Source organism: Micropruina sp., from assembly GCF_047602385.1.
Taxonomy (GTDB): Bacteria; Actinomycetota; Actinomycetes; order Propionibacteriales; family Propionibacteriaceae; genus Micropruina.
Map to the genome: position 1 here is coordinate 625,410 of NZ_JASGHL010000003.1, position 19,819 is coordinate 645,228.

Genomic DNA, 19,819 nt, shown 5'->3' on the forward strand with positions numbered 1-19,819 from the left:
ATCCGTCGCAGCCAGCCTTAACGCATGGTCGAACCGTTGTCGTCGAATGCACGTCAGATCCGTGCCCGCCCAAGCGATATCCAGTGGGTCGAGACTCCTTCTCCGTTGATTTCCGCAATCCTTGTTGAGCGAAAAGATGTTGTCATAGGTGTTGTCACAAACGATCCGGTGTTGTCAGTTCCGCTGAGCCTTGCCGCCCGGGGCGGTACGAGCCGAAAACTGTCAGTGACGGTCTCTAGCCTGGCTTCATGAATCAGTCGATCAGCCTGGCTACGGGATTCATTCCCTGCCCGGCTGGTTGCGAAAACTGTCAGTGGCGACGTTTAGGTTGATGACATGAGTATCGAGGTAGGCATCGGGACGGCGGTGGCGGATTTCGCCACGGCCGTGACCGGTCTGCTCGATCACCTCGACTACCACGATGTGGCGCTGTTGACGGATCGGAAACAACTCGACCTGGTCGCTGAACTACTCACAGTGCAATCCCGGCTGGCCGGTGTGGCGCATACCGTGCTCAGTCAAGTCGACCGTGGCGAGGCCGCCATGACCGCCCACGGCATCCCGACGGTGTCGTGGTTGGCGTCCGAGTTGCGCTACACCCGCGGTCAGGCCTCAGCGATGGTGCATCACGCGAACGATCTGCACCGATTCAGCCAGCTCGGCGACGCCCTACGGGACGGGCGAGCACACGAGCGGCAAACCGTCGCGGTCACCCAGGTGCTGAAGAAACTCCCCACCGACCTGGACGCCCAAACAGAAACTGCCGCGCAGACCACCATGGTCGGCTACTGCGACCAGTTCGACAGCCGCGAACTCGCCGGCCTGTCACGGCACCTGCTGGACATCGTTGCTCCCGAAATCGCCGAGCAGACGGAAGCGAAACGGCAGGAACGCGAACTACGCGACGCCCGCCAAGCCCGGCACCTCAACTTCGCCGACGACGGCCACGGCTCCACTTTGATCAAGGGTTCTCTTCCGAGCGCGGACGCCGCACTGATCAAAGCCCAAATCGAAGCCCTCGCCCAACAGATGCACCGCACCGCACTGGAGCTACGCGACCCAGGAGTGGCACAACCGTCCTGGGCGCAACGCCGCGCTGACGCCCTGGTCGAACTGGGCCGCCGGATCGCGATCCAGCAGGCGGCACCCAAGCATGGTGGGGACCGGCCACACCTGGTGGTGCTGATCAACTACGACGATCTGCTCGGCGACTGCCACGGTGCCGGCCTAGCCGACGGCACCCAGCTGACCGCCGGCCAGCTACGCCAATACGCCTGCGACGCCGGCATCCTGCCCGTGATTCTCGGTGGCCCCTCCGGTGTGCTCGACGTGGGCCGCGCACAACGCCTGGTCACTCCCGACATCCGTCACGCCCTGCATGTCCGTGACCGTGGTTGCGTGTTTCCCGGGTGTGACCGGCCGGCGGCTGACTGCGACGCGCACCACATCACCCCCTGGGCTCAAGGTGGGTCAACCTCACTGTCGAATCTGTGTTTGTTGTGCAAGCATCACCATAATCTGTTGGAACCCGACCGGAAACGAGCTCCCGGGCTGCAATGGGAGATTCGCATCTCAACCGATGGAATACCCGAGGTGATTCCACCACGATTTGTGGACAAACACCAACGACCACGATGTCATCAACGATTCCGGTCACGGGAGTAGCCGGACGGCTCCGACCGCGCGAATAGTCGGGGATATCAATCCCAACCGAGTGAAGCTGCCGCGGGACTCCGGGCGCACCGGAATGGACCTCGGATGGCAATCGACCTCGTCGGCAGCAGAAGGGAAGAACGCGACCCGAAATGCACAGCACCTTGGTGGCGCGCACTGACGGTCGTTCCATGACGCATGCTGCCCGCAGCCACCGATCACGCGGATTCTCCAACTCGTTGCCTAGTGCCCAATGGCCGCATTATGCACAGCACGCTCCCCAACCGGACCGGCACACGGAGCCCTGTCCCGATGGCGCCAAGATCGACTCCCCTCGCCGGCACCAAGGACACCCCGCTGACGTCAGGTTCCTGACCCAGAGTCAAGATGCCCCAGAGCGTCCTGGGCGCCATCGGCCTCGTCAAGAACCTGAAGCCGACCCATGTGGCGTTCACTCGGCGCGGGGTGCAGGACCCGGGGGTACAGAGCCGCCAGCAGGGTGCGCCGCAGCCGGGACACGATCGATCAGCGTGCCCAGCCAGCATGGACGGCAGACACGCAGACCGAAGCCCCCAAGAGGCTGACCCAGAGGCCAGGAAGCCGCTCCGAGAGCCACCGGATCCACCCCGACACCGGACCGCACTCAGAACCCTCCACACCGATCAACACTTCTTAACTAACCAGATGGTTCACAAATGGCGATTTTGTCTGCATACTGATCCCCACGACCCGCGATTCACACCTGGGAGACGCACTGATGGCATCGACGCCAAGCCAACCGAAGCCCCTTCGGCCCGAGCAGGAGCAGGAACTCGCCGATCTGCTGGCCAAGGCGCGCGCCGCGCAGAAGATCATCGAGACCTACGACCAGGCGAAGGTCGACCGGCTCTGCCAGGCGGTCGCCTGGGCGGTGTCCAACAAGGTGACCTTCACCCGGCTGGTGCACGAGGGCATCGAGGAATCCGGGCTGGGCGACCCGGTCAGCCGGATGGGCAAGCGGATGAAGATCCGCGGCGTGCTGCGCGACGCGCTGCGCCAGCCCAGCGTCGGCATCATCGAGACTGACGAGGCGAAAGGCCTGGTCAAGTACGGCAAGCCGGTCGGCCTGATCGGCTGCATCGTGCCCACCACGAACCCCGATCTGACCCCGGCCGGCAATGCGATCTACTCGATCAAGGCCCGCAACGTGGTGATCTTCTCCCCGCACCCGCGCTCGAAGAAGACCACCTTCGAGACCGTCCGGCTGATGCGCGAGGCGCTCGAGCGCGAGGGCGCGCCGGCCGACATCCTGCAGTGCATCACCCAGCCCAGCGTGGCCATGTCGCAGGCGCTGATGGCGGCGTCCGACCTGGTCATCGCGACCGGCGGCCAGCCGATGGTGCGCGCCGCCTACAGCTCCGGCACCCCCGCCTACGGCGTCGGCGCCGGTAACTCGACGATGATCATCGACGAGACCGCCGATGTCGAGATCGCGGCCCGCAACAGCCGCATCTCCAAGACGTCCGACTTCGGCTCCGGCTGTTCCGCCGACGGCAACCTGATCATCCACGAGTCGATCTGGGACGACATGATCGCCGCGCTGCAGGCGGAGGGCGGCTACCTCGCCGAGGGCGAGCAGCGCGCAGCCCTGGCCACGGTGATGTGGGACGACGAGGCGCACCGGCTGCCTGACACCGTCGCGATCGCGCCGGCAGAGCTGGCCAAGCACGCCGGCTTCGAGGTGCCCGAGGGCACCACCTTCCTGTTCGTGAAGGGCGACGGCATCGGCGACGACTACCCGTTCTCGCGCGAGAAGCTGACCACGCTGCTCACCGTGCATCGCTACGAAGGCGAGTTCGAGAACGCCCTGGACGCCATGCGCGCCGTCTACGAGGTGGGCGGCAAGGGCCACTCCTGCGGCATCTACTCCCACGACGACGACCACATCCACCGCCTCGGCCTGGCCGCGCCGGTGTCGCGGATCATGGTCCGCCAGCCGCAGTCCAAGGCCAACGCGGGTGCCTTCAACAACGGCATGCCGATGACCTCGTCGATGGGCTGCGGCACCTGGGGCGGCAACGTGACCAGCGAGAACGTGCACCTCAAGCACTACCTGAACACCACCTGGGTGGCCCGTCCGATCCCCGAGGACAAGCCCAGCGACGAGGAACTGTTCGGCGACTTCTACGACGCTGCCCTCGAGCCCGCGGACGCCTGAGGCCACCGATGACCCAGTCCCCCGAAGAGTTGGTCGAGGCCGCCCAGAACTGGTGGTCGACCGACATCATCGACATCCACCCCGGCAAGATCGGCGTCCGGGGCTACCCGATCGAGCAGTTGATCGGCCGGATCAGCTTTCCGCAGATGATCTGGCTGATGCTGCGCGGTGAGCTGCCCAGTGCTGACCAGGCGTCCCTGCTGGAGGCCGCGCTGGTGGCGTCCGTCGATCACGGGCCGCACGCGCCGTCGATCGCGATCAGCCGGATGTCGGTCACCTGCGGACTGCCGCTGAACGGGGCGATGGCGTCGGCGATCAACGTGCTGGACGACGTACACGGCGGCGCCGGCCAGCAGTGCATGGAGCTGTACCGGGACATCGACGCCGAACTGACCGAGCACGGTCACGGCCCGGACGCCCCACTCGCCGAGGCCGACGCCGTCGCGGCGGCCAGCACCGTCTGGGCGCGCTGGAACGAGCGCGGCGTCAAGTACGCGCCCGGCTTCGGGCACCGTTTCCACCCCCTCGACCCGCGGGCCCCGCGGCTGCTCGGCCTGGTCGACGACCTCGCCGCGAAGGGCGAAGTCAGCGGCCGGTTCGCCACCATCGGACGCGCCGTCGAAGAGGCCATCTCGGCCGGACGCAGCCGACGGGTCCCGATGAACATCGACGGCGCCACCGCGGTGATCTACTCCGAACTCGGCTTCGCCCCCGAACTGGGCCGCGGCATCTTCATCCTGTCCCGCTCGGTCGGCATCCTCGCCCACGCCTGGGAGCAGACCAACCAGGGCGGCCGGATCAAGGGCCCGATGACGCCGAAGATCCCCTACCGCTACACCGGCGAACCCCGCCGCGACCTGCCGGACGCCGACCCGAGCGGTACGGAGGGACGGTTCTTTTCGTTCCACTCCGCCGCCGCGCCGTCCGACCCCACCGACACCGAATCCGCCTGAGCACCGAACCCAGGAGTCACCGATGACCACCGACCTGATCTCGCACCAGCTCGTCCGCTACCTCGAGTACCGCGGCGTGAAGCATGTCTTCGGGTTGTGCGGGCACACCAATATCGCGGTGCTCGCGGCGCTGTCGAAGTCCGACAGCATCGAGTTCGTCAACACCCGGCACGAGCAGCTGGCCGCCCACGCCGCGGACGGCTACGCCCGGGCCACCAACCGCGCCTCGGTGGTGCTCAGCCACCTCGGCCCGGGCCTCACCAACGCCGCCACCGGCGTCGCCAACGCCGCCCTCGATTCGGTGCCGATGGTGGTCATCGCCGGTGACATTCCCTCGCACTACTACGGCAAACACCCGCACCAGGAGGTCAACCTGCACGCCGACGCGGCGCAGCACGAGATCTACCGGCCGTTCGTGAAGCGGGCCTGGCGGGTGGAGTCGCCGCACCTGTTCGCCGAGATCATCGACAAGGCGTTCCGGCTCGCCGAGAGCGGACGCCCCGGCCCCGTCCTGGTCAGCGTGCCGATGGACATCTTCTCCGCCGAGGTGGACGTGGCCACCTTCGACAAGGCGATGGCCGGGACCACCGAACTGGCCAAGCCGGGCCTCGACCCGGCGGTCGCCGAACAGATCGTGACCAACCTGCTGGCCGCCGAGCGTCCGCTGCTGCACGTCGGCGGCGGCATCGTGCTGGCCGACGCCGCCGATGAACTGGCCGCGCTGGTCGATCACCTGCAGATCCCGGTCAGCCACAGCCTGATGGGCAAGGGCGCGGTCGCCGACGACAACCCGTGCGTGCTGGGCATGACCGGCTTCTGGGGCACCGAGTTCGTCAACGCCTCGACCCGCAACGCCGACTGGATCCTGGCCCTGGGCGTCACCTTCGCCGAGGCCGACAGCTCGTCGTGGGAGGAGAAGTACACCTTCCGCATCCCCGAGACCAAGCTGATGCAGATCGACATCGACCCCGAGGAGCTGGGCCGCAACTACCCGTTGCAGGTCGGTGCCGTCGCCGATCTGAAGCCGGCCATCGCGGCCCTGGTCGCGGCCGCCAAGCGGCTTGCTCCCGAGGGCGTGCAGCGGCCCGAACTGCTGGCCGAGATCAAGCGGCAGCGCGACGACTTCCGGGCCCGCAACGCCGAGGCGGTGGCCAGTGATGCCTGGCCGATGCGTCCGGAACGGATCCTCGCCGAGGTGCGCGAGGTGCTGCCCGCCGACGCGATCATCACCACCGACGTGGGCTGGAACAAAAACGGGATGGCCCAGCAGATGGACATCCTCACCCCCGGCTCGGTGTTCACCCCCGGCGGCTTCGCCACCATGGGTTTCGGCGCCCCCGCCGCGCTCGGCGCCAAGATCGCCTGCCCCGAGCGGGTGGTGGTCTCGCTGGTCGGCGACGGCGGCTTCGGCGCCAACCCGAGCCTGCTCTACACCGCCCGCGAGAAGGGCATCGCGGCGGTCTGGGTGGTGATGAACAACAACGCGTTCGGCACCATCGCCGGGCTCGAGAAGGCGCACTTCGACACCACCTACGGCACCGTCTTCGAGAATGCGGACGGCCCGGTCACCACCGACTTCGGCGCCATCGCCCGGGCCTACGGCGTCGAGGGTGTCACGCTGACCAGCGCGGACGAGTTCAAGCCGGCCCTGGCCAAGGCGATCGCAGGAAGTGTCCCGGTGGTGATCGACGTGTCGATGATCAATGTGCCGACCCCGACGTCCGGGCACTGGAACATCATGGACATCTACTCCCCCGGCGCCGGCATCCACCACGCGGCCACCTCGTAAGCACCGATCATGACCGCCGCCGCCATCGTCGAACCGCAGGGCCAGCAGTATTCGCTGGGACACCTGACGATCATCGACACCCCGACTCCGGAGCTGGTCCGGATCGCCGCCCGCACCGGCTACGACTTCGTCAGCCCGCGGCTGATCTGCGACGGGCTGCCGGGGATGGACCACTCGCTGGCCCGCAACCCGGCGTCCCTGCGGGCGACCAAGGCGGCGTTGGCGCAGACCGGCCTGCCGGTGCACGACATCGAACTTGCCCGGATCGCCGACGATGTCGATCCGGGCAGCTACGAACCCGAACTCGCGGTCGGCGCCGAGATCGGCGCGAGGCACGTGCTCTCCAGCATCTGGAGCGCCGACCACGGATACTCGGTGGACGCCTTCGGACGGCTCTGCCGGCTCGCCGCCCAGTACGGCCTGACCGTCAACCTGGAATGGCTGGCGCTGGCCACCGTCACCACCATGGCGGACGCCGTCGCCGTGCTGCGCGAGGTCGACGAGCCCAACGCCCGGCTGATGATCGACCTGCACCACTTCCACCGCTCGCAGGAACGCGTCGCCGACCTTGCCGGCCTGCCTCGGGAGTGGTTCGAGTTCGTCCAGATCTGCGACGCGCCCGGCCCGATCCCGTCCGAGCGCGACGAAATGGCCAGAATCATCCGCGAAGGACGCAGCTATCTGGGCGAGGGCGGCACCGACCCCGGTGCGGTGCTGGCGGCGCTGCCACCGATGGTCTACTCGGTGGAGATCCCCAGCGCGGACGACGTGGCGGCCCGCGGCGCGGAGGGCCATGCCCGCCGGTGCCTGGAGACCGCACGCGCCTACCTCGCCCGCCAGGGCCGGACCGAACGAGAGGCCACGCGATGACCGGAACCGACTCGATCGGAGCGCGCCTGGACCAGGCGCTGCTGATCCGACGGCCCGATCCCGAGACCGGCGCGCCGTGGCCGGCCCCGGACGCCGACCGCCATCCCGCACCCAGCCCACGCAGCGGCTGGGCTGCGGGTGCCCGTCCCGCGATCCACCGGCTGTTCCTGCTCGGCGAGGGCATCGGCGCCTCCCGGACGCCGGCACTGCACGAGGCCGAGGGCCGTGAGCAGGGTCTCTGGCTGTCCTACCGGATCCTGGACAGCCTGGAGTGGGGCATCACCGCTGCCGACCTGCCCGCGGTGATCGAATGGGCGCGGACGTCCGGCTTCTCCGGGTTCAACGTCACCCACCCGTTCAAGCAGGCGATCATCGAGCATCTCGACGGCTTGTCCGATCGGGCCGCCGCCCTCGGCGCGGTGAACACCGTCGTGTTGCGGGACGGGGCGGCGATCGGTCACAACACCGACTGGTGCGGGTACCAGACCCCGTTCCGGGCGGCGCTGCCCGGCGCCTGCACCGGCACCGTCGTCCAACTCGGAGCCGGCGGAGCCGGCGCGGCGGTCGCCTACGCGATGCTCGATCTGGGCACGCCCCGGTTGATCATCCACGACCTGCAGACCCAGCGCGCTCGCGAACTCGCGGACCGGATGAACCGCCTGTTCGGCGCCGACCGTGCCCAGGTCGGCACGGATCTGGCTACCTCCCTCGACGGGGCCGAGGGCCTGGTCAACGCCACCCCGATGGGCATGGCCACGCATCCCGGCTGCCCTGTCCCTCCTGAACTTCTGCGGCCCGACGTGTGGGTCTCGGAGATTGTGTACTTCCCACTACACACTGAACTGCTGTTGCAGGCCCGCGAAATGGGCTGCCACACAGTAGACGGCGCTGGAATGGCGGCAGAACAGGCCGCCCAAGCGTTCGAGCTGTTCACCGGCGTCACACCCGACGCCGCGCGGATGCATGCTCGGGTCCGGGCAATGGCTGCCTAGACCCGCCGTCGTTTTACCTGAAGTGGCTGGCGAGCGAACACCAGCCACTCCGAGACCCGCATCCGCAACGTAGGCGGCCACGAGTCTTACCAGCCCACTGGGCAGGTCAACAACAAGGCAACGCCGCTCTGTTCATTTTGACACCGGCGCTGAAAGAAAGGTTTCCCGGATGTCATCACACGGTGAAGGCAACCAATCCAAGAAGGCGGCGGCCTCCGCCTGGATCGGTTCAGCACTCGAGTATTACGACTACTTCATCTACGCCGCGGTGGCGGGCACGATCTTCCCGCAGCTGTTCTTCCCGCAGGGCGATCCGACGATCGCGATGGTCGCCGGCATGGCCACCTTCGGCGTCGGCTACGTCGCCCGTCCGATCGGCGCCTTCGTCCTGGGTCACCTCGGTGACACGATCGGACGCAAGAAGGTGCTGCTGTTCTGCATGTACCTCATCGGCATCTCGACCATGGCGGTCGCGTTCCTGCCGACCTATCCCCAGGTCGGCATCATCGCTCCGATCCTGTTGGTCGTGCTGCGGCTGATCCAGGGATTCGCGGTCGCCGGTGAGATTTCCGGCGCCTCGTCGATGGTGCTGGAGCACGCGCCCTACGGCCGCCGGGGCTTCTTCGGATCGTTCACCCTGCAGGGCGTCCAGGCGGGCCAGATCCTGGCTGCGGGTGTGTTCATCCCGTTGTCGGCCTTCCTCTCCAAGGAGAACTTCGAGGCCTGGGGTTGGCGCATCCCGTTCCTGCTCAGCGTCTTCGTCGTCGTCGCCGGTGTGATCATTCGCCGGACCGTCCACGAAACCCCGGTGTTCAAGCACGAAGAGCAGTCCGGCGACAAGCCGAAGTCGCCGGTCATCGAGGCCTTCAAGTACTCCTGGCCGAACATCCTGCGGGTGATGACGATGGCGCTGATGAACACGATTCCGATCGTGGCCACCGTCTTCGGCTCGCTGTACGCCACCCAGAAGTCCTACGGCATCGGTATTCCGGTCAGTGTCTATTTCTGGATTCCGCTGCTCGGCAACATCGTGGCCTGTGCGGTGATTCCGTTCGTCGGCAACCTGTCCGACCGGATCGGGCGTCGTCCGGTGATCATCGGCGGCTGCCTGCTGTCCGGACTCGCCTCGTACGCCTACCTGATCATGATCCAACAGGGCAATGTGGCCGGCGCGATCGTCGCCTCGCTGGTGATGTGGGGCGCGCTCTACCAGGGCTACAACGGCGTGTTCCCGGCCTACTTCCCCGAGCTGTTCCCGGCGCACACCCGCGTCTCCGGGATGGCCATCGCCCAGAACACCGGCACCATGATCACCGCCGCCGTGCTGGCACCGCTGTTCGCCGCAGTGGCTCCTCCCGGTTCGAACGTGCCGATGATCGTCGGCAGCATCACGCTGGGTATCTGCGCACTCGCGGCCTTCGCCGCGTTCTCGGCCAAGGAGACCTACCGGCTGCGGGTCGAGGATCTCGGCACCGACGCCGTCCCGCCGAGCAAGGACGAGTACGAGCGCGCTCGCAATGAGGCGATCGCCGAGTACAACCTGGCGAACGCCAAGGGCTGACGGTTCAACCTCGCAGCGGCCCCGCGACCAATGTCGCGGGGCCGTCGCGTCCGCAGTTCGAATCCCCAGGAGCATGTCCGAGGCAAGCGCCTCCTCAACTGAAAGGGTCGTTGGATGCCTCGAAGGAAACAGGTTGGGAATCCGCTCGCCGCCGCGATCGTCGGCGTCGTCATCGCCGGCATGGGGGTGTACCTGATCGTCCGCGGCGACAGTGAGGTGGCGCGGGTGTTCGGCACCTTGCTGATCGTCTTCGGAGCCGCCGGCGCCATCGCCAACCTGTGGCTGCGCGGCCGGCTCCGACGCTGACCAGGACGCCGTCGCGGGCCTGTCCGCCGCTGCCGCACGGCTCGCGTACAGTGACCGCCATGTCGGCCGAGCCCACCTCCCCGCCGAGCCCCGAGCCGTCCGGACGCCCCGGACGGAAGGCCCGCAGCGCCAAGCGCTCGCGGGCCGAGTTGCTCGACGTGGCCACCGCCGAGTTCGCCCGGATCGGCTACTTCGGCGCCCGGGTGGACGAGATCGCCGCCAAGAGCTCCACCACCAAACGGATGATCTACTACTACTTCGGCGACAAGGACGGCCTGTTCACCGCCGTCCTGGAGCGGGCCTACGCCGACATCCGGGCCGCCGAGAAGGCGCTCGACCTGAGCGACCTGCCGCCGCGCGAGGCCCTCGCCCGGCTGATCGACCACACTCTGCGCTGGCACGCCAGCCATCCCGAACTGGCCCGGCTGGTGGCCTCCGAGAACGCTCTGGACGCCGTCCACCTGCGCCAGTCCAGCCGACAGGCCGACACCAATCTGCCCATCCTGGCCACCCTCGACGACATCCTGACCCGTGGCCGCGCCGATGGCAGCTTCGTCCGCGACGTCGCTGCCGTCGACCTGCACCTCTACATGAGCGCCGTCGCGCTGTTCCGGATCACCAACGCCCCGACCATCGCGGCCACTTTCGGCGTCCGGATGGACACCCCGGAGTCGCTGGCGGCGACCGTCGCCGACCTGACCGAGATGGTCTACGCATGGCTCGCCGCACCGGCGTAAAGTAGGACGCCGGCAAAACGGCAAGCAGGAGGTTTCTTGACCCAGCCAGCCTCAGCGCTCGACCGCGAACTCGCTGTCGAGCAGGCACACGTCGATCTCGTCTACGCCCAACTCGCCAAGGCGGCCGTCTCCGCCCGTCGGGCGGCGAACGCCGGGCGCGCCATCTACACCTCCGACCGCGGCACCTGGGCGCGCGAGGAGGACGGCACCGCCATGTTCGAGCGCGACGCGTTCGCGTTCCAGGCGGCGAAGCGGCTGGCCGTGCTGGACGCCGAGCACGAGGGCCTGGTCTTCGGCCGGCTGGATCTGGCTGACGGCGATCTGCGCTACATCGGCCGGATCGGCGTCCGCGACGAGGAGTACGAGCCGCTGGTGATCGACTGGCGGGCCCGCGCCGCCGAGCCGTTCTACCGGGCCACGCCGTCCAACCCAATGGACGTGACCCGCCGTCGCGTGCTGCGCTGCCGCAACGACAAGGTGATCGGCATCGAGGACGACCTGCTGGACGCGGCCGAGGCCGGCGACCTGGTGGTGATCGGCGAGGGTGCCCTGATGGCGTCCCTGCAGCGCGCCCGCGGACGGCACATGCGCGACATCGTGGCCACCATCCAGGCCGAACAGGACGAGGCGATCCGGGCCGAGCCGCAGGGCGTGACCGTGATCTCCGGCGGTCCCGGCACCGGCAAGACGGTGGTGGCGCTGCATCGGGCCGCCTACCTGCTCTACTCCAACCGGCGCCGGTTCGAGCGGGGCGGCATCCTGGTGGTCGGGCCGTCCGCACTGTTCATGAACTACATCGAGCGGGTGCTGCCCTCGCTGGGCGAGGACTCGGTGACCCTGCGCTCGATCGGCGCGGTCGCGTCCGATGTGCTCGGCTTCGCCGCCGATCGCAACGACGACGCCGCGGCGGCCGGCATCAAGGGCTCGCTGCGGATGGCGCCGCTGCTGAAGCGCCTGGTCGACCTGCCGCTGGTCGATCCGGGACCGGACGGCGCCCGGTTGCTGCTGACCGTGAAGGGCGAACCGGTCGGCCTGGGCGCCGCCGCGCTGGAGCGGCTGCGCTCGGCGGTGCTGGCCCGGCACACCGTGAACCGCGCCCGGGAGGCCGCCGAGAAGGCGCTGCTGAACGAGCTGGCCACCCAGGTGCCGGCCGAACTCGAACTGGACCGCGAGACGATCGACGACCTGATCACCGCCAGCGCCCAGTGGCGGATGTTCATCAACGCCTGGTGGCCGACGCTGACCCCGACCGAGGTGCTGCGCCGGCTGGACGACGCGGCCACCACCCGCCGCGTCTCGGTGGGCCTGCTGGACGCCGATGAGCAGCGGGTGCTCACCGATTCGTTCCACGCCGAAACCTGGTCGGTGGCCGACATCGCGCTGCTGGACGAACTGGCCGCCCTGCTCGGTCCGGTGCCGGCCGAACCGGATGCCGAGGATCCGGTCTTCATCGAGGGCGGCGAGGCCGCCGAACTGGTCACCGTCGCCGACCGGTTGTCGCGCCAGGTCGTCGAGGACCCGGACGCCGAGGCGTACGACGAATACGCCCACCTGCTGATCGACGAGGCCCAGGACATCACCCCGATGCAGTGGCGGATGCTGCGCCGCCGCGGTGCCCACGCGTCCTGGACGATCGTCGGCGACCCCGCCCAGAGCAGCTGGCCCGACCCGGCCGAATCCGACCGGGCGGTCGCCGAGCTGATCGGGCACGCGCCGCACCGCTCGTTCCGGCTGAGCGTCAATTACCGCTCCCCCGCCGAGGTGTTCGCCCTGGCCGCGGACGTGGTGCAGCGCGGCTTCCCGGGCGCCGACCTGCCCGAGGCCGTCCGCCGGACCGGGGTCGAACCCGAACTGCTGGCCAGCACCGCCGACGGCCTGACCGCGCTCGTCGCCGAGCGGGCCGCGGCACTGCTGGAGGAACTGCCGGGCACGGTCGGGGTGATCGCACCGCCGTCGCGGCTGGAGGCGGTCCGCGCCGCGCTGGCGCCGCTCGCCGAACCGCGGCTGGTGGTGGTGACCCCGCTGCAGGCCAAGGGCCTGGAGTACGACGGGGTCATCGTGGTCGCGCCCGACGACATCGTGGCCGAATCGCCCGGCGGCGTCCGGGTGCTCTACGTCGCGCTCACCCGTCCGACCCAGCGGCTGGTGTGCGTCGATCCAGACCCAGCCGGCGGAGATTGGCGAGAATCGCTGCGGTAGCCCGCGACCGGTTCAGGGTGAAGAACTGCAGGCCGGGCGCCCCGCCCCGGAGCAGATCGGCGCTCAGCTCAGTGGCGATCTCCACGCCGACGGCCCGCACCGCCGCCGGGTCGTCGCCGACCGCGTGCAGCCGGCTGGTCACCCGCTCGGGCAGCTCGGCGCCCGAAAGCCCCGCGAACCGGTTGATCTGGGCCAGGTTGGTGACCGGCTGGATGCCGGCCACGATCGGCAGGGTGCAGCCGATCGCCCGGGCCCGCTCGACCATCCGGAAATAGGCACCGGCGTCGAAGAACAGCTGGGTGACGGCGAAACTCGCCCCGGCCTGTTGCTTGGCCAGCAGCAGCCGGGCGTCCAGATCGGGATCGCGGCGCTCCGGGTGAGCGTCGGGGAAGGCTGCGACGCCGATCCCGAAGTCGAAGTTGGCGGCGATCAGGGCGACCAGTTCGGTGGCGTTGGCCAGGCCGTCCGGGTGCCGCACCCACGGCACGGTCGGGCCGCCCGGCATGTCGCCGCGGATCGCCAGCACGTGCCGGACGCCGGCCTCGGCGTAGCCGGCCAGGGTCGCGAGCAGTTCGTCGACCGACTGGCTGGCGCAGGTCAGGTGACCCACCGTCTGCGCCTCGGTCCGGGTCTTGATGAACCGGGTGGCGCGGATGGTCCGGTCACGGGTCGCACCCGAGGCGCCGTAGGTGACCGACAGCCAATCCGGCCGGCCGGTGGCGTCCAGGTCGAGGATGGTCCGAGCCAGCACGTCGGTGCCGGCCTCGTCCGCGGGCGGGAAGAACTCGAAGCTGAAGGTGGGCCTGCTGGTGTCGGCGAGCAGTTCGGCGATGGCGGGGGGGCGCTCGGCTTCGGCAGGGTTCACGGACACGGGGACCCACCCTAGTGGTCGGCGTCGCCGCGCCCCGCCCCGTAGGCTCAGGGGATGGGCATCTTCGCTGCTGACGACCCGATCGGTCAGGAGTTCCGGGAAGCGGTCGGCGACACCCTGAGCGACTTCCTCACCGGGCAGGCGGGCCGGCTGCCGGGCGCCGGCGGGCACACCGCCGTGCTCGGCGAGTTGGCCGCCGCCTTCACCGCCGGCGGCAAGCGGCTGCGCCCGGCGTTCTGCTGGTGGGGGCATCAGGCGGTGGCCGAGAGCACCGATCCCAGGCCGCTGCTGCGAGCGTCCGCCAGCCTCGACCTGCTGCACGTCTCGGCGCTGGTCCACGACGACGTGATGGACGCCTCGGACGTCCGGCGCGGGCTGCCGGCGGCGCATCGCCAGTTCGAGGCCTGGCACGCCCAGCACGGCCTGACCGGTTCGCCGGAGACTTTCGGCCGCGCCGGCGCCATCCTGCTGGGCGACCTGCTGCTGGTCTGGTCGATGGAGCTGTTCACGGCGTCCGGGCTGGCCGCCGAGGCATTGGGCCGGGGCATCCCGCTGCTGGACGCGATGCGCACCGAGGTGACCTGCGGCCAGTTCCTGGACGTGGTGGCCCAGGCCGAGCCGATCGGCACCACCGACCTGATGGACGTGGTGCCGCAGGTGGTCGAGTTCAAGACCTCCCGGTACACGGTGATCCGGCCGCTGCAGATCGGCGCCGCACTGGCCGGCGGCTCGGACGAGACCCTGGCCGCGCTGGCCGGCTACGGCTCGCCGCTCGGCCGGGCCTTTCAGTTCCGCGACGACGTGCTCGGCGTCTTCGGCGAACCGGACGTGACCGGCAAGCCCGCCGGCGACGACCTGCGCGAGGGCAAGCGGACGGCACTGGTCGCGCACGCGCTGCAGTTGGCGTCCGAGACGGCGAAGGAACGACTCACCGGCCTGCTCGGCAGCCCCGAACTGGACGCCACCGACGTCGCCACCGCACAGGAGATCATCGTCACCTCCGGCGCCCTGGCGGCCACCGAGCAGCGCATCGCCGAGGATCTGGAGCGGGCCCTGTCGGCCCTGCAGGACGCCCCCCTGCGCGACGAGGCGGTCGTCGCACTGCGCCGGCTGGCCGAGCTGTCGACCAGCCGGACCGCGTAGCGCTACTCGGACTGGAACCCGCTGCAGAGCAGGTCGATCGTCTCGATCGGACCGGCTCCGGTGGTGAACACATGCTGTTCGGCGGTGCGGTGAGACCGGGAGCCCTCGCCCGTCATCCGGACCCGCCACCTCAGATAGTGCTTGGCACCCACCTCGGCGAAATTCAGGCTTCCGGCGCCCATTGCCTGAATCTGAAGAGGGCCGTTGGTGAAGACCTTGATGTTCGGTGTCAGACCTTCCGCCTCCCAAAGCTTCTGGTCCTTGGCGATCGCCAATACGCTGCCGTTCGGAAAATCGGGAATGTAGCCGATGGTCAGCTCGTCCGACTGGGCGCGCGCCCGGCCGACGAACGGCAATGTCGCGGCGGTGAAGGCGCCGGCCTGAAGCAAACTGCGTCTGGTAATCATCATCCCATCTCCCTTTTTGGTTGATCGTTGGCCGGCCGCGGTCTTACGAAGCCGGGTGGTAGACGCTTCGCCATACCTCGTTGCGGATGCTCGGCGAATTCCGGTGAAAGGCGAATCTCTTCGGTACGCGGATAAGGCAGGTTGACCGGGATTATCCGGTGCAGCCGTCCCGGGCGCGCCGCCATGACGATGACGCGGTTGGCGAGATAGACGGCCTCGTCGACATCATGGGTGATGAACATCACGGTGCGCCGTTCCTTGCTCCAGGTATCGAGAAGCTGGTCCTGCAATTGAACGCGGGTTAGCGCGTCGAGCGCGCCGAAGGGCTCGTCCATCAGCAGGATCTTCGGATTGGCGGCATAGGCGCGGGCGATTGCGCAACGCTGCTTCATGCCGCCCGAAAGCGTCTTCGGCAAGGCATCGGCGAACTCGGCTAGTCCGACGAGATCGATAAATCGGTCGGCGATCCGCCGGCGTTGCGCGCGCGGCACGCCCGCGATCCTAAGGCCAAACTCGACGTTCTGGCGCACGGTAAGCCACGGGAAGAGCGCATATTGCTGAAAGATGACGCCACGTTCCGGGCCGGGCCCGTTGAACTTTCGCGCCGTCGACGATCACTCTCCAGTCGTCGGTTCGATGAGCCCGGCGGCAATATTGATTGCTGTGGACTTGCCGCAGCCGGAAGGGCCGACGAGCGGTTACGAATTCACCGTCCTCGATATCGAGATTGAAATCGGTCAAGCGCGCTGAAACCGCTTTGCCCTGCGATGGCGAAGTGTCTTGGAAACGTTGCTGGAAGGAGATTTTCGGTGGTCATAGCCGCTCCTGCCAGGACGTAAGCCACCGATCGAGCGCCATGACTATGCGGTCCATGACGAAGGCCGAGGACGCCGATCGCGATGAGGCTGACGAAGATCGTCGGAAGATCGTAGTAGAGCTGTGCCTGCTGCATTCGGAACCCGAGGCCCGATTGCGCTGCAATCAGTTCGGCGGCGACGACGGTAGCCCAGGATGATCCGAGCCCGATCCGGACGCCGACCATGATGATAGGGCAGTCGAAGCCGGCACGACGACACGCCGGAAGATGGTGAAATCGCCGGCGCCGAGCACCCGTGCCGCATTAATCAGCGTGCGGTCGACATTGATCACGCCCTGATAGGTGGCGATGACGCTGGACAGGAAAGAGGCGAGGAAGATGACGAAGATCTTCGGTGTCTCGTCAATGCCCATGGTGACGATGGCGAGCGGGATGATGGCCAGTGGCGGGATCATCCGGAAGAACTGCACATAGGGCTCGATGATCGCCCGGGCGATCCGGTACCAGCCCATCAGGAAGCCGACCGGAATCGCGATGATGATTCCGAGCGCGAAACCCGTCAGCACGCGCCCCAGGCTGGCAAGCGCATCGGACCACAAGAGCCCGTTGCCGGCTTGAACGACCGCCTGACGCACGACGTCAGCCGGCGTTGGCAAACCGATAACGCCGCGTGACGTCGCCAGGGCCCAAAGCAGCAATCCGGCCGCGATGGCGGCTGCATTGATTGCCAGCATACCCGCCCGGCCGCCCGGAAAAACAGAATGCCGATGTCGGTGGATCCCGCTGAGGCCGCGCATCAGACATTCGTGTCCCTCCCGTGGTCCGGCCGAATGACGCAGCGAAAACCGAGGTGAGAGGTGGCGCTGTCCTCCATTTGCGGCTGCCTCGCCGCCGGCCGGTAACGACGACAGTAATTTGGTGCGCAGAGATGCGAGCCGCCCTTCAGCACACGACGCGCAATGCGGATATCGCTCTGGTCCGGGTCGTAGCTCGCCTCGGCATCGGTCTCACGCGGGTTGAGCGGGATGCAGCAAGGCTTCGCCGCCTGATCGCGATGGCGGCCGGTCCAGAAATCGGTTGTCCACTCCCAGACATTGCCGATCATGTCGAGCAGGCCGTAGGCATTTGCCGGATAGGTGCCGATGGCGGATGTGCCGGCCGGCTTGCGCCCTTCGCTTGGCATGGGAAAGGGGCCGTCCCAGATGTTGGCAAGGCGCTGGCCCTGTGGCGCGAACTCGGAGCCCCAACTGTAATCGGCGCCGTCAAGACCACCGCGGGCCGCATACTCCCATTCGGCCTCCGTCGGCAGCGATTTCCCGGCCCAGGCCGCATAGGCCTCAGCATCCGCATGGCAGATGTGGACGACGGGATGGTCTTCCAGCCGTCCCTCCACACCGTCGACACCATCCGGTCGCCGCCAGCTTGCGCCGGGCACGTAATGCCACCAGTCACCCCAGAAGCGCATGTCCTCCAATCGTCGCGGCGCCTGAAACACCAGCGAGCCGGCCACCAGCATGGCGGGGTCGGCTCCGGGATACAGCGAGGGATCGGGCGAACGCTCGGCGACCGTCACATAACCGGTCGCATCGACGAAACGAGCGAAGTCGGCATTCGTGACGGGCGCGCGGTCCATCCAGAAACCATCAACCCGAACCCTATGGACGGGCGCTTCCTCCGGATAGAAACGATCCGAACCCATCTGAAAGACGCCACCATCGATCCACGCCATTCCGGCAGGAACGGGGTCGTCAATCGGACGTGACGGATATGGTTCGGGCAGGCTCATCGCGCATCTGCCATGAGGTCACGTGTCCTGAAGTTGGATTCGATCAGCCAGTCCCGCATGACATCCAGCAACTCACGCTTCTGATCGGCGTAATCGGGATCGCTCCAGAGATTGTTCACCTCCTTCGGGTCATTTTCGAGATCGAAAAGCTGCCCGTCAGTCGAGCCCTTGAAATGCACGAGCTTCCATCGCTGGCTGCGTACGCCGGTCATGAACTCCACGCCGCCCGCCATTGCCACGTCACCGATCTGCTCGCAGAATACGTGGGTGCGGGGTGTCCAGTCCTGACCTTCGAGCGCGGGTTTGAGGCTCTTCGCTTCGAAGGTAGCCGGCGGTGTGATGCCGGCATATTCGAGGATCGTCGGACCGAGGTCGAAAAGCTGGCAAAGCCCGTCGAGCGAGCGCCCGCCTTCGAAACGATTGGCGGTCGACCAGATGACGGTCGGTACGCGTGTGACGATATCATACATCGACCACTTCTGGATCAGGCCATGCTCACCCAGGCATTCGCCATGATCGGACGTGAAGATGACGATTGCATCCTCCAGATAGCCACGCTCTTTCAATGCCTCGAGCAGTTCACCGATCTTCTCGTCGATCAGCGTTACATTGCCGAGGTAGTGTGCCCAGAGCCTCTGCATCTGATCCGCGGTCGGATCGAGGCTCCAGACGACGGAATCGTGATCGACTTCGACGTCGTGCTGACGCTTGTCTTTCAATTCCTGATGCAGTGAATCCAGTTCCTCCCTGGAGGGCTTGGGAAGCGGCAGGTCGGTTCGCTTGAGATAGGGTTCGCTATAGCGAGCCGGCGGATCGAACGGCGGATGCGGCCCGGGAAAGCCGACCTGAAGGAAAAGCGGTTCGGTCGTTGGGTAGGTCTCGACCCACCATTTCGCGAAATTGCCGACAAAGGCATCGGAATGCAGGTCTTCCGGCAATTCCCAGTCGAAGCAGCCCAGACGTTCGCGGTAGTCATCGCGCTGGCGATAGAGTTCGCGCTGCTGCTTGACGAGGCCGTTGGCGGCTAGTGCCTTGTCCCACTCATCGAAATACCAGCGGCCTTCCAGATAGCGGTCCTTGTTTTCCACGACATAGCGTTCATGGAACCCGCTATCTGAATTGTAGGGAATGGTGTGCATCTTGCCGACATTGACGCAGCGATAGCCGGCATCCCGAAGCTGCTCGACCCAGGTGTGCTGCCATTTCTGGCCATTGGCGAGCACGCCGGTCGTATGCGGGTAATAGCCGGTAAACAGGCTGGCGCGCGAGGGAACGCAGCTCGGCGCGGTGATATGACAATTGGTAAGCGCCACACCCTGTTTCACGAGAGCGTCGATGTTAGGGGTCGCGGCATAGGGAAAGCCGAGCGCGGCGATGGAATCGTAACGCTGCTGGTCGGTCATGATGAGAATGATATTAGGCTTTTGAGCCATTTGACTACCTTTGTCCCGTGTCGAGGAGAATGTTGAGAATCCGCGTCGAATAGAAGGCAGGGTTTTCTTATATACAGCGATTCGATGAAAAAAGTTATCGTTAAC

Annotated in this window: 18 protein-coding genes and 1 pseudogene; 12 read left to right on the top strand and 7 right to left on the bottom strand. The window is 67.2% G+C overall.

Annotated elements, in window-relative coordinates; genetic code table 11:
* Positions 1-24 precede the first annotated feature (24 nt).
* From QM711_RS12510 to QM711_RS12560, 11 genes are all read left to right on the top strand, one after another.
* Positions 25-252 (top strand): hypothetical protein, encoded by a 228-nt coding sequence (locus QM711_RS12510; protein ID WP_415099793.1) that lies wholly within the window; start codon positions 25-27, stop codon positions 250-252.
* Positions 253-336: 84 nt separating this feature from the next.
* Positions 337-1,665 (top strand): DUF222 domain-containing protein, encoded by a 1,329-nt coding sequence (locus tag QM711_RS12515; protein ID WP_415099795.1) that lies wholly within the window; start codon positions 337-339, stop codon positions 1,663-1,665.
* A gap of 745 nt (positions 1,666-2,410) precedes the next feature.
* Positions 2,411-3,850 carry an aldehyde dehydrogenase family protein gene (locus tag QM711_RS12520; RefSeq protein ID WP_415099797.1) on the top strand — a complete coding sequence of 480 codons (1,440 nt, stop codon included), beginning with the start codon at positions 2,411-2,413 and terminating at the stop codon, positions 3,848-3,850.
* A gap of 8 nt (positions 3,851-3,858) precedes the next feature.
* Positions 3,859-4,803, top strand: coding sequence for a citryl-CoA lyase (locus QM711_RS12525; RefSeq protein WP_415099799.1), 945 nt, complete (start codon positions 3,859-3,861; stop codon positions 4,801-4,803).
* A gap of 22 nt (positions 4,804-4,825) precedes the next feature.
* Positions 4,826-6,592 (top strand): thiamine pyrophosphate-binding protein, encoded by a 1,767-nt coding sequence (locus QM711_RS12530; protein WP_415099801.1) that lies wholly within the window; start codon positions 4,826-4,828, stop codon positions 6,590-6,592.
* 9 nt (positions 6,593-6,601) lie between these two features.
* Positions 6,602-7,462: a sugar phosphate isomerase/epimerase family protein gene (locus QM711_RS12535; protein ID WP_415099803.1), complete on the top strand. Its 861-nt coding sequence runs from the start codon at positions 6,602-6,604 to the stop codon at positions 7,460-7,462.
* Complete coding sequence (locus tag QM711_RS12540) at positions 7,459-8,454, top strand: shikimate dehydrogenase (protein WP_415099804.1); 996 nt, start codon at positions 7,459-7,461, stop codon at positions 8,452-8,454. The genes QM711_RS12535 and QM711_RS12540 overlap by 4 nt, the downstream gene beginning before the upstream one ends.
* A gap of 169 nt (positions 8,455-8,623) precedes the next feature.
* A complete protein-coding gene (locus QM711_RS12545; RefSeq protein WP_415099806.1) occupies positions 8,624-10,015 on the top strand; it encodes an MFS transporter in 1,392 nt (463 codons plus the stop codon).
* Between the two features lie 114 nt (positions 10,016-10,129).
* Entirely contained in the window at positions 10,130-10,321 is a 192-nt protein-coding gene (locus QM711_RS12550; protein WP_415099808.1) for a hypothetical protein, read from the top strand.
* Positions 10,322-10,380: 59 nt separating this feature from the next.
* Positions 10,381-11,058, top strand: coding sequence for a TetR family transcriptional regulator (locus tag QM711_RS12555; RefSeq protein WP_415099810.1), 678 nt, complete (start codon positions 10,381-10,383; stop codon positions 11,056-11,058).
* Positions 11,059-11,094: 36 nt separating this feature from the next.
* Complete coding sequence (locus tag QM711_RS12560; RefSeq protein ID WP_415099812.1) at positions 11,095-13,257, top strand: HelD family protein; 2,163 nt, start codon at positions 11,095-11,097, stop codon at positions 13,255-13,257.
* Here the strand turns inward: QM711_RS12560 and QM711_RS12565 are convergent.
* Entirely contained in the window at positions 13,181-14,128 is a 948-nt protein-coding gene (locus QM711_RS12565) for a methylenetetrahydrofolate reductase (protein WP_415099814.1), read from the bottom strand. The two genes, QM711_RS12560 and QM711_RS12565, sit on opposite strands and share 77 nt — an antisense overlap.
* A 54-nt stretch (positions 14,129-14,182) precedes the next feature.
* On the opposite strand from QM711_RS12565, the gene QM711_RS12570 reads away from it, so the two are divergent.
* Entirely contained in the window at positions 14,183-15,271 is a 1,089-nt protein-coding gene (locus QM711_RS12570; RefSeq protein ID WP_415099816.1) for a polyprenyl synthetase family protein, read from the top strand.
* A 2-nt stretch (positions 15,272-15,273) separates the two neighbouring features.
* Here the strand turns inward: QM711_RS12570 and QM711_RS12575 are convergent, their stop codons facing one another.
* The 6 genes and pseudogenes from QM711_RS12575 to QM711_RS12600 all read right to left on the bottom strand — a co-directional run bounded on the left by QM711_RS12575 (position 15,274) and on the right by QM711_RS12600 (position 19,714).
* Entirely contained in the window at positions 15,274-15,681 is a 408-nt protein-coding gene (locus QM711_RS12575) for a hypothetical protein (protein WP_415099818.1), read from the bottom strand.
* A pseudogene (locus tag QM711_RS12580) lies at positions 15,678-16,337 on the bottom strand (ABC transporter ATP-binding protein). The gene QM711_RS12575 and the pseudogene QM711_RS12580 overlap by 4 nt, the downstream one beginning before the upstream one ends.
* Before the next feature lie 47 nt (positions 16,338-16,384).
* Positions 16,385-16,720, bottom strand: a complete 336-nt coding sequence (locus QM711_RS12585; RefSeq protein WP_415099820.1) for an ABC transporter permease subunit — start codon at positions 16,718-16,720, stop codon at positions 16,385-16,387.
* Positions 16,660-17,292 (bottom strand): ABC transporter permease, encoded by a 633-nt coding sequence (locus tag QM711_RS12590; protein ID WP_415099822.1) that lies wholly within the window; start codon positions 17,290-17,292, stop codon positions 16,660-16,662. The genes QM711_RS12585 and QM711_RS12590 overlap by 61 nt, the downstream gene beginning before the upstream one ends.
* Positions 17,292-18,281: a formylglycine-generating enzyme family protein gene (locus tag QM711_RS12595; RefSeq protein ID WP_415099824.1), complete on the bottom strand. Its 990-nt coding sequence runs from the start codon at positions 18,279-18,281 to the stop codon at positions 17,292-17,294. The genes QM711_RS12590 and QM711_RS12595 overlap by 1 nt, the downstream gene beginning before the upstream one ends.
* A complete protein-coding gene (locus QM711_RS12600) occupies positions 18,278-19,714 on the bottom strand; it encodes a sulfatase (protein ID WP_415099826.1) in 1,437 nt (478 codons plus the stop codon). Before QM711_RS12600 ends, QM711_RS12595 begins: the two co-directional genes overlap by 4 nt.
* Positions 19,715-19,819 lie beyond the last annotated feature (105 nt).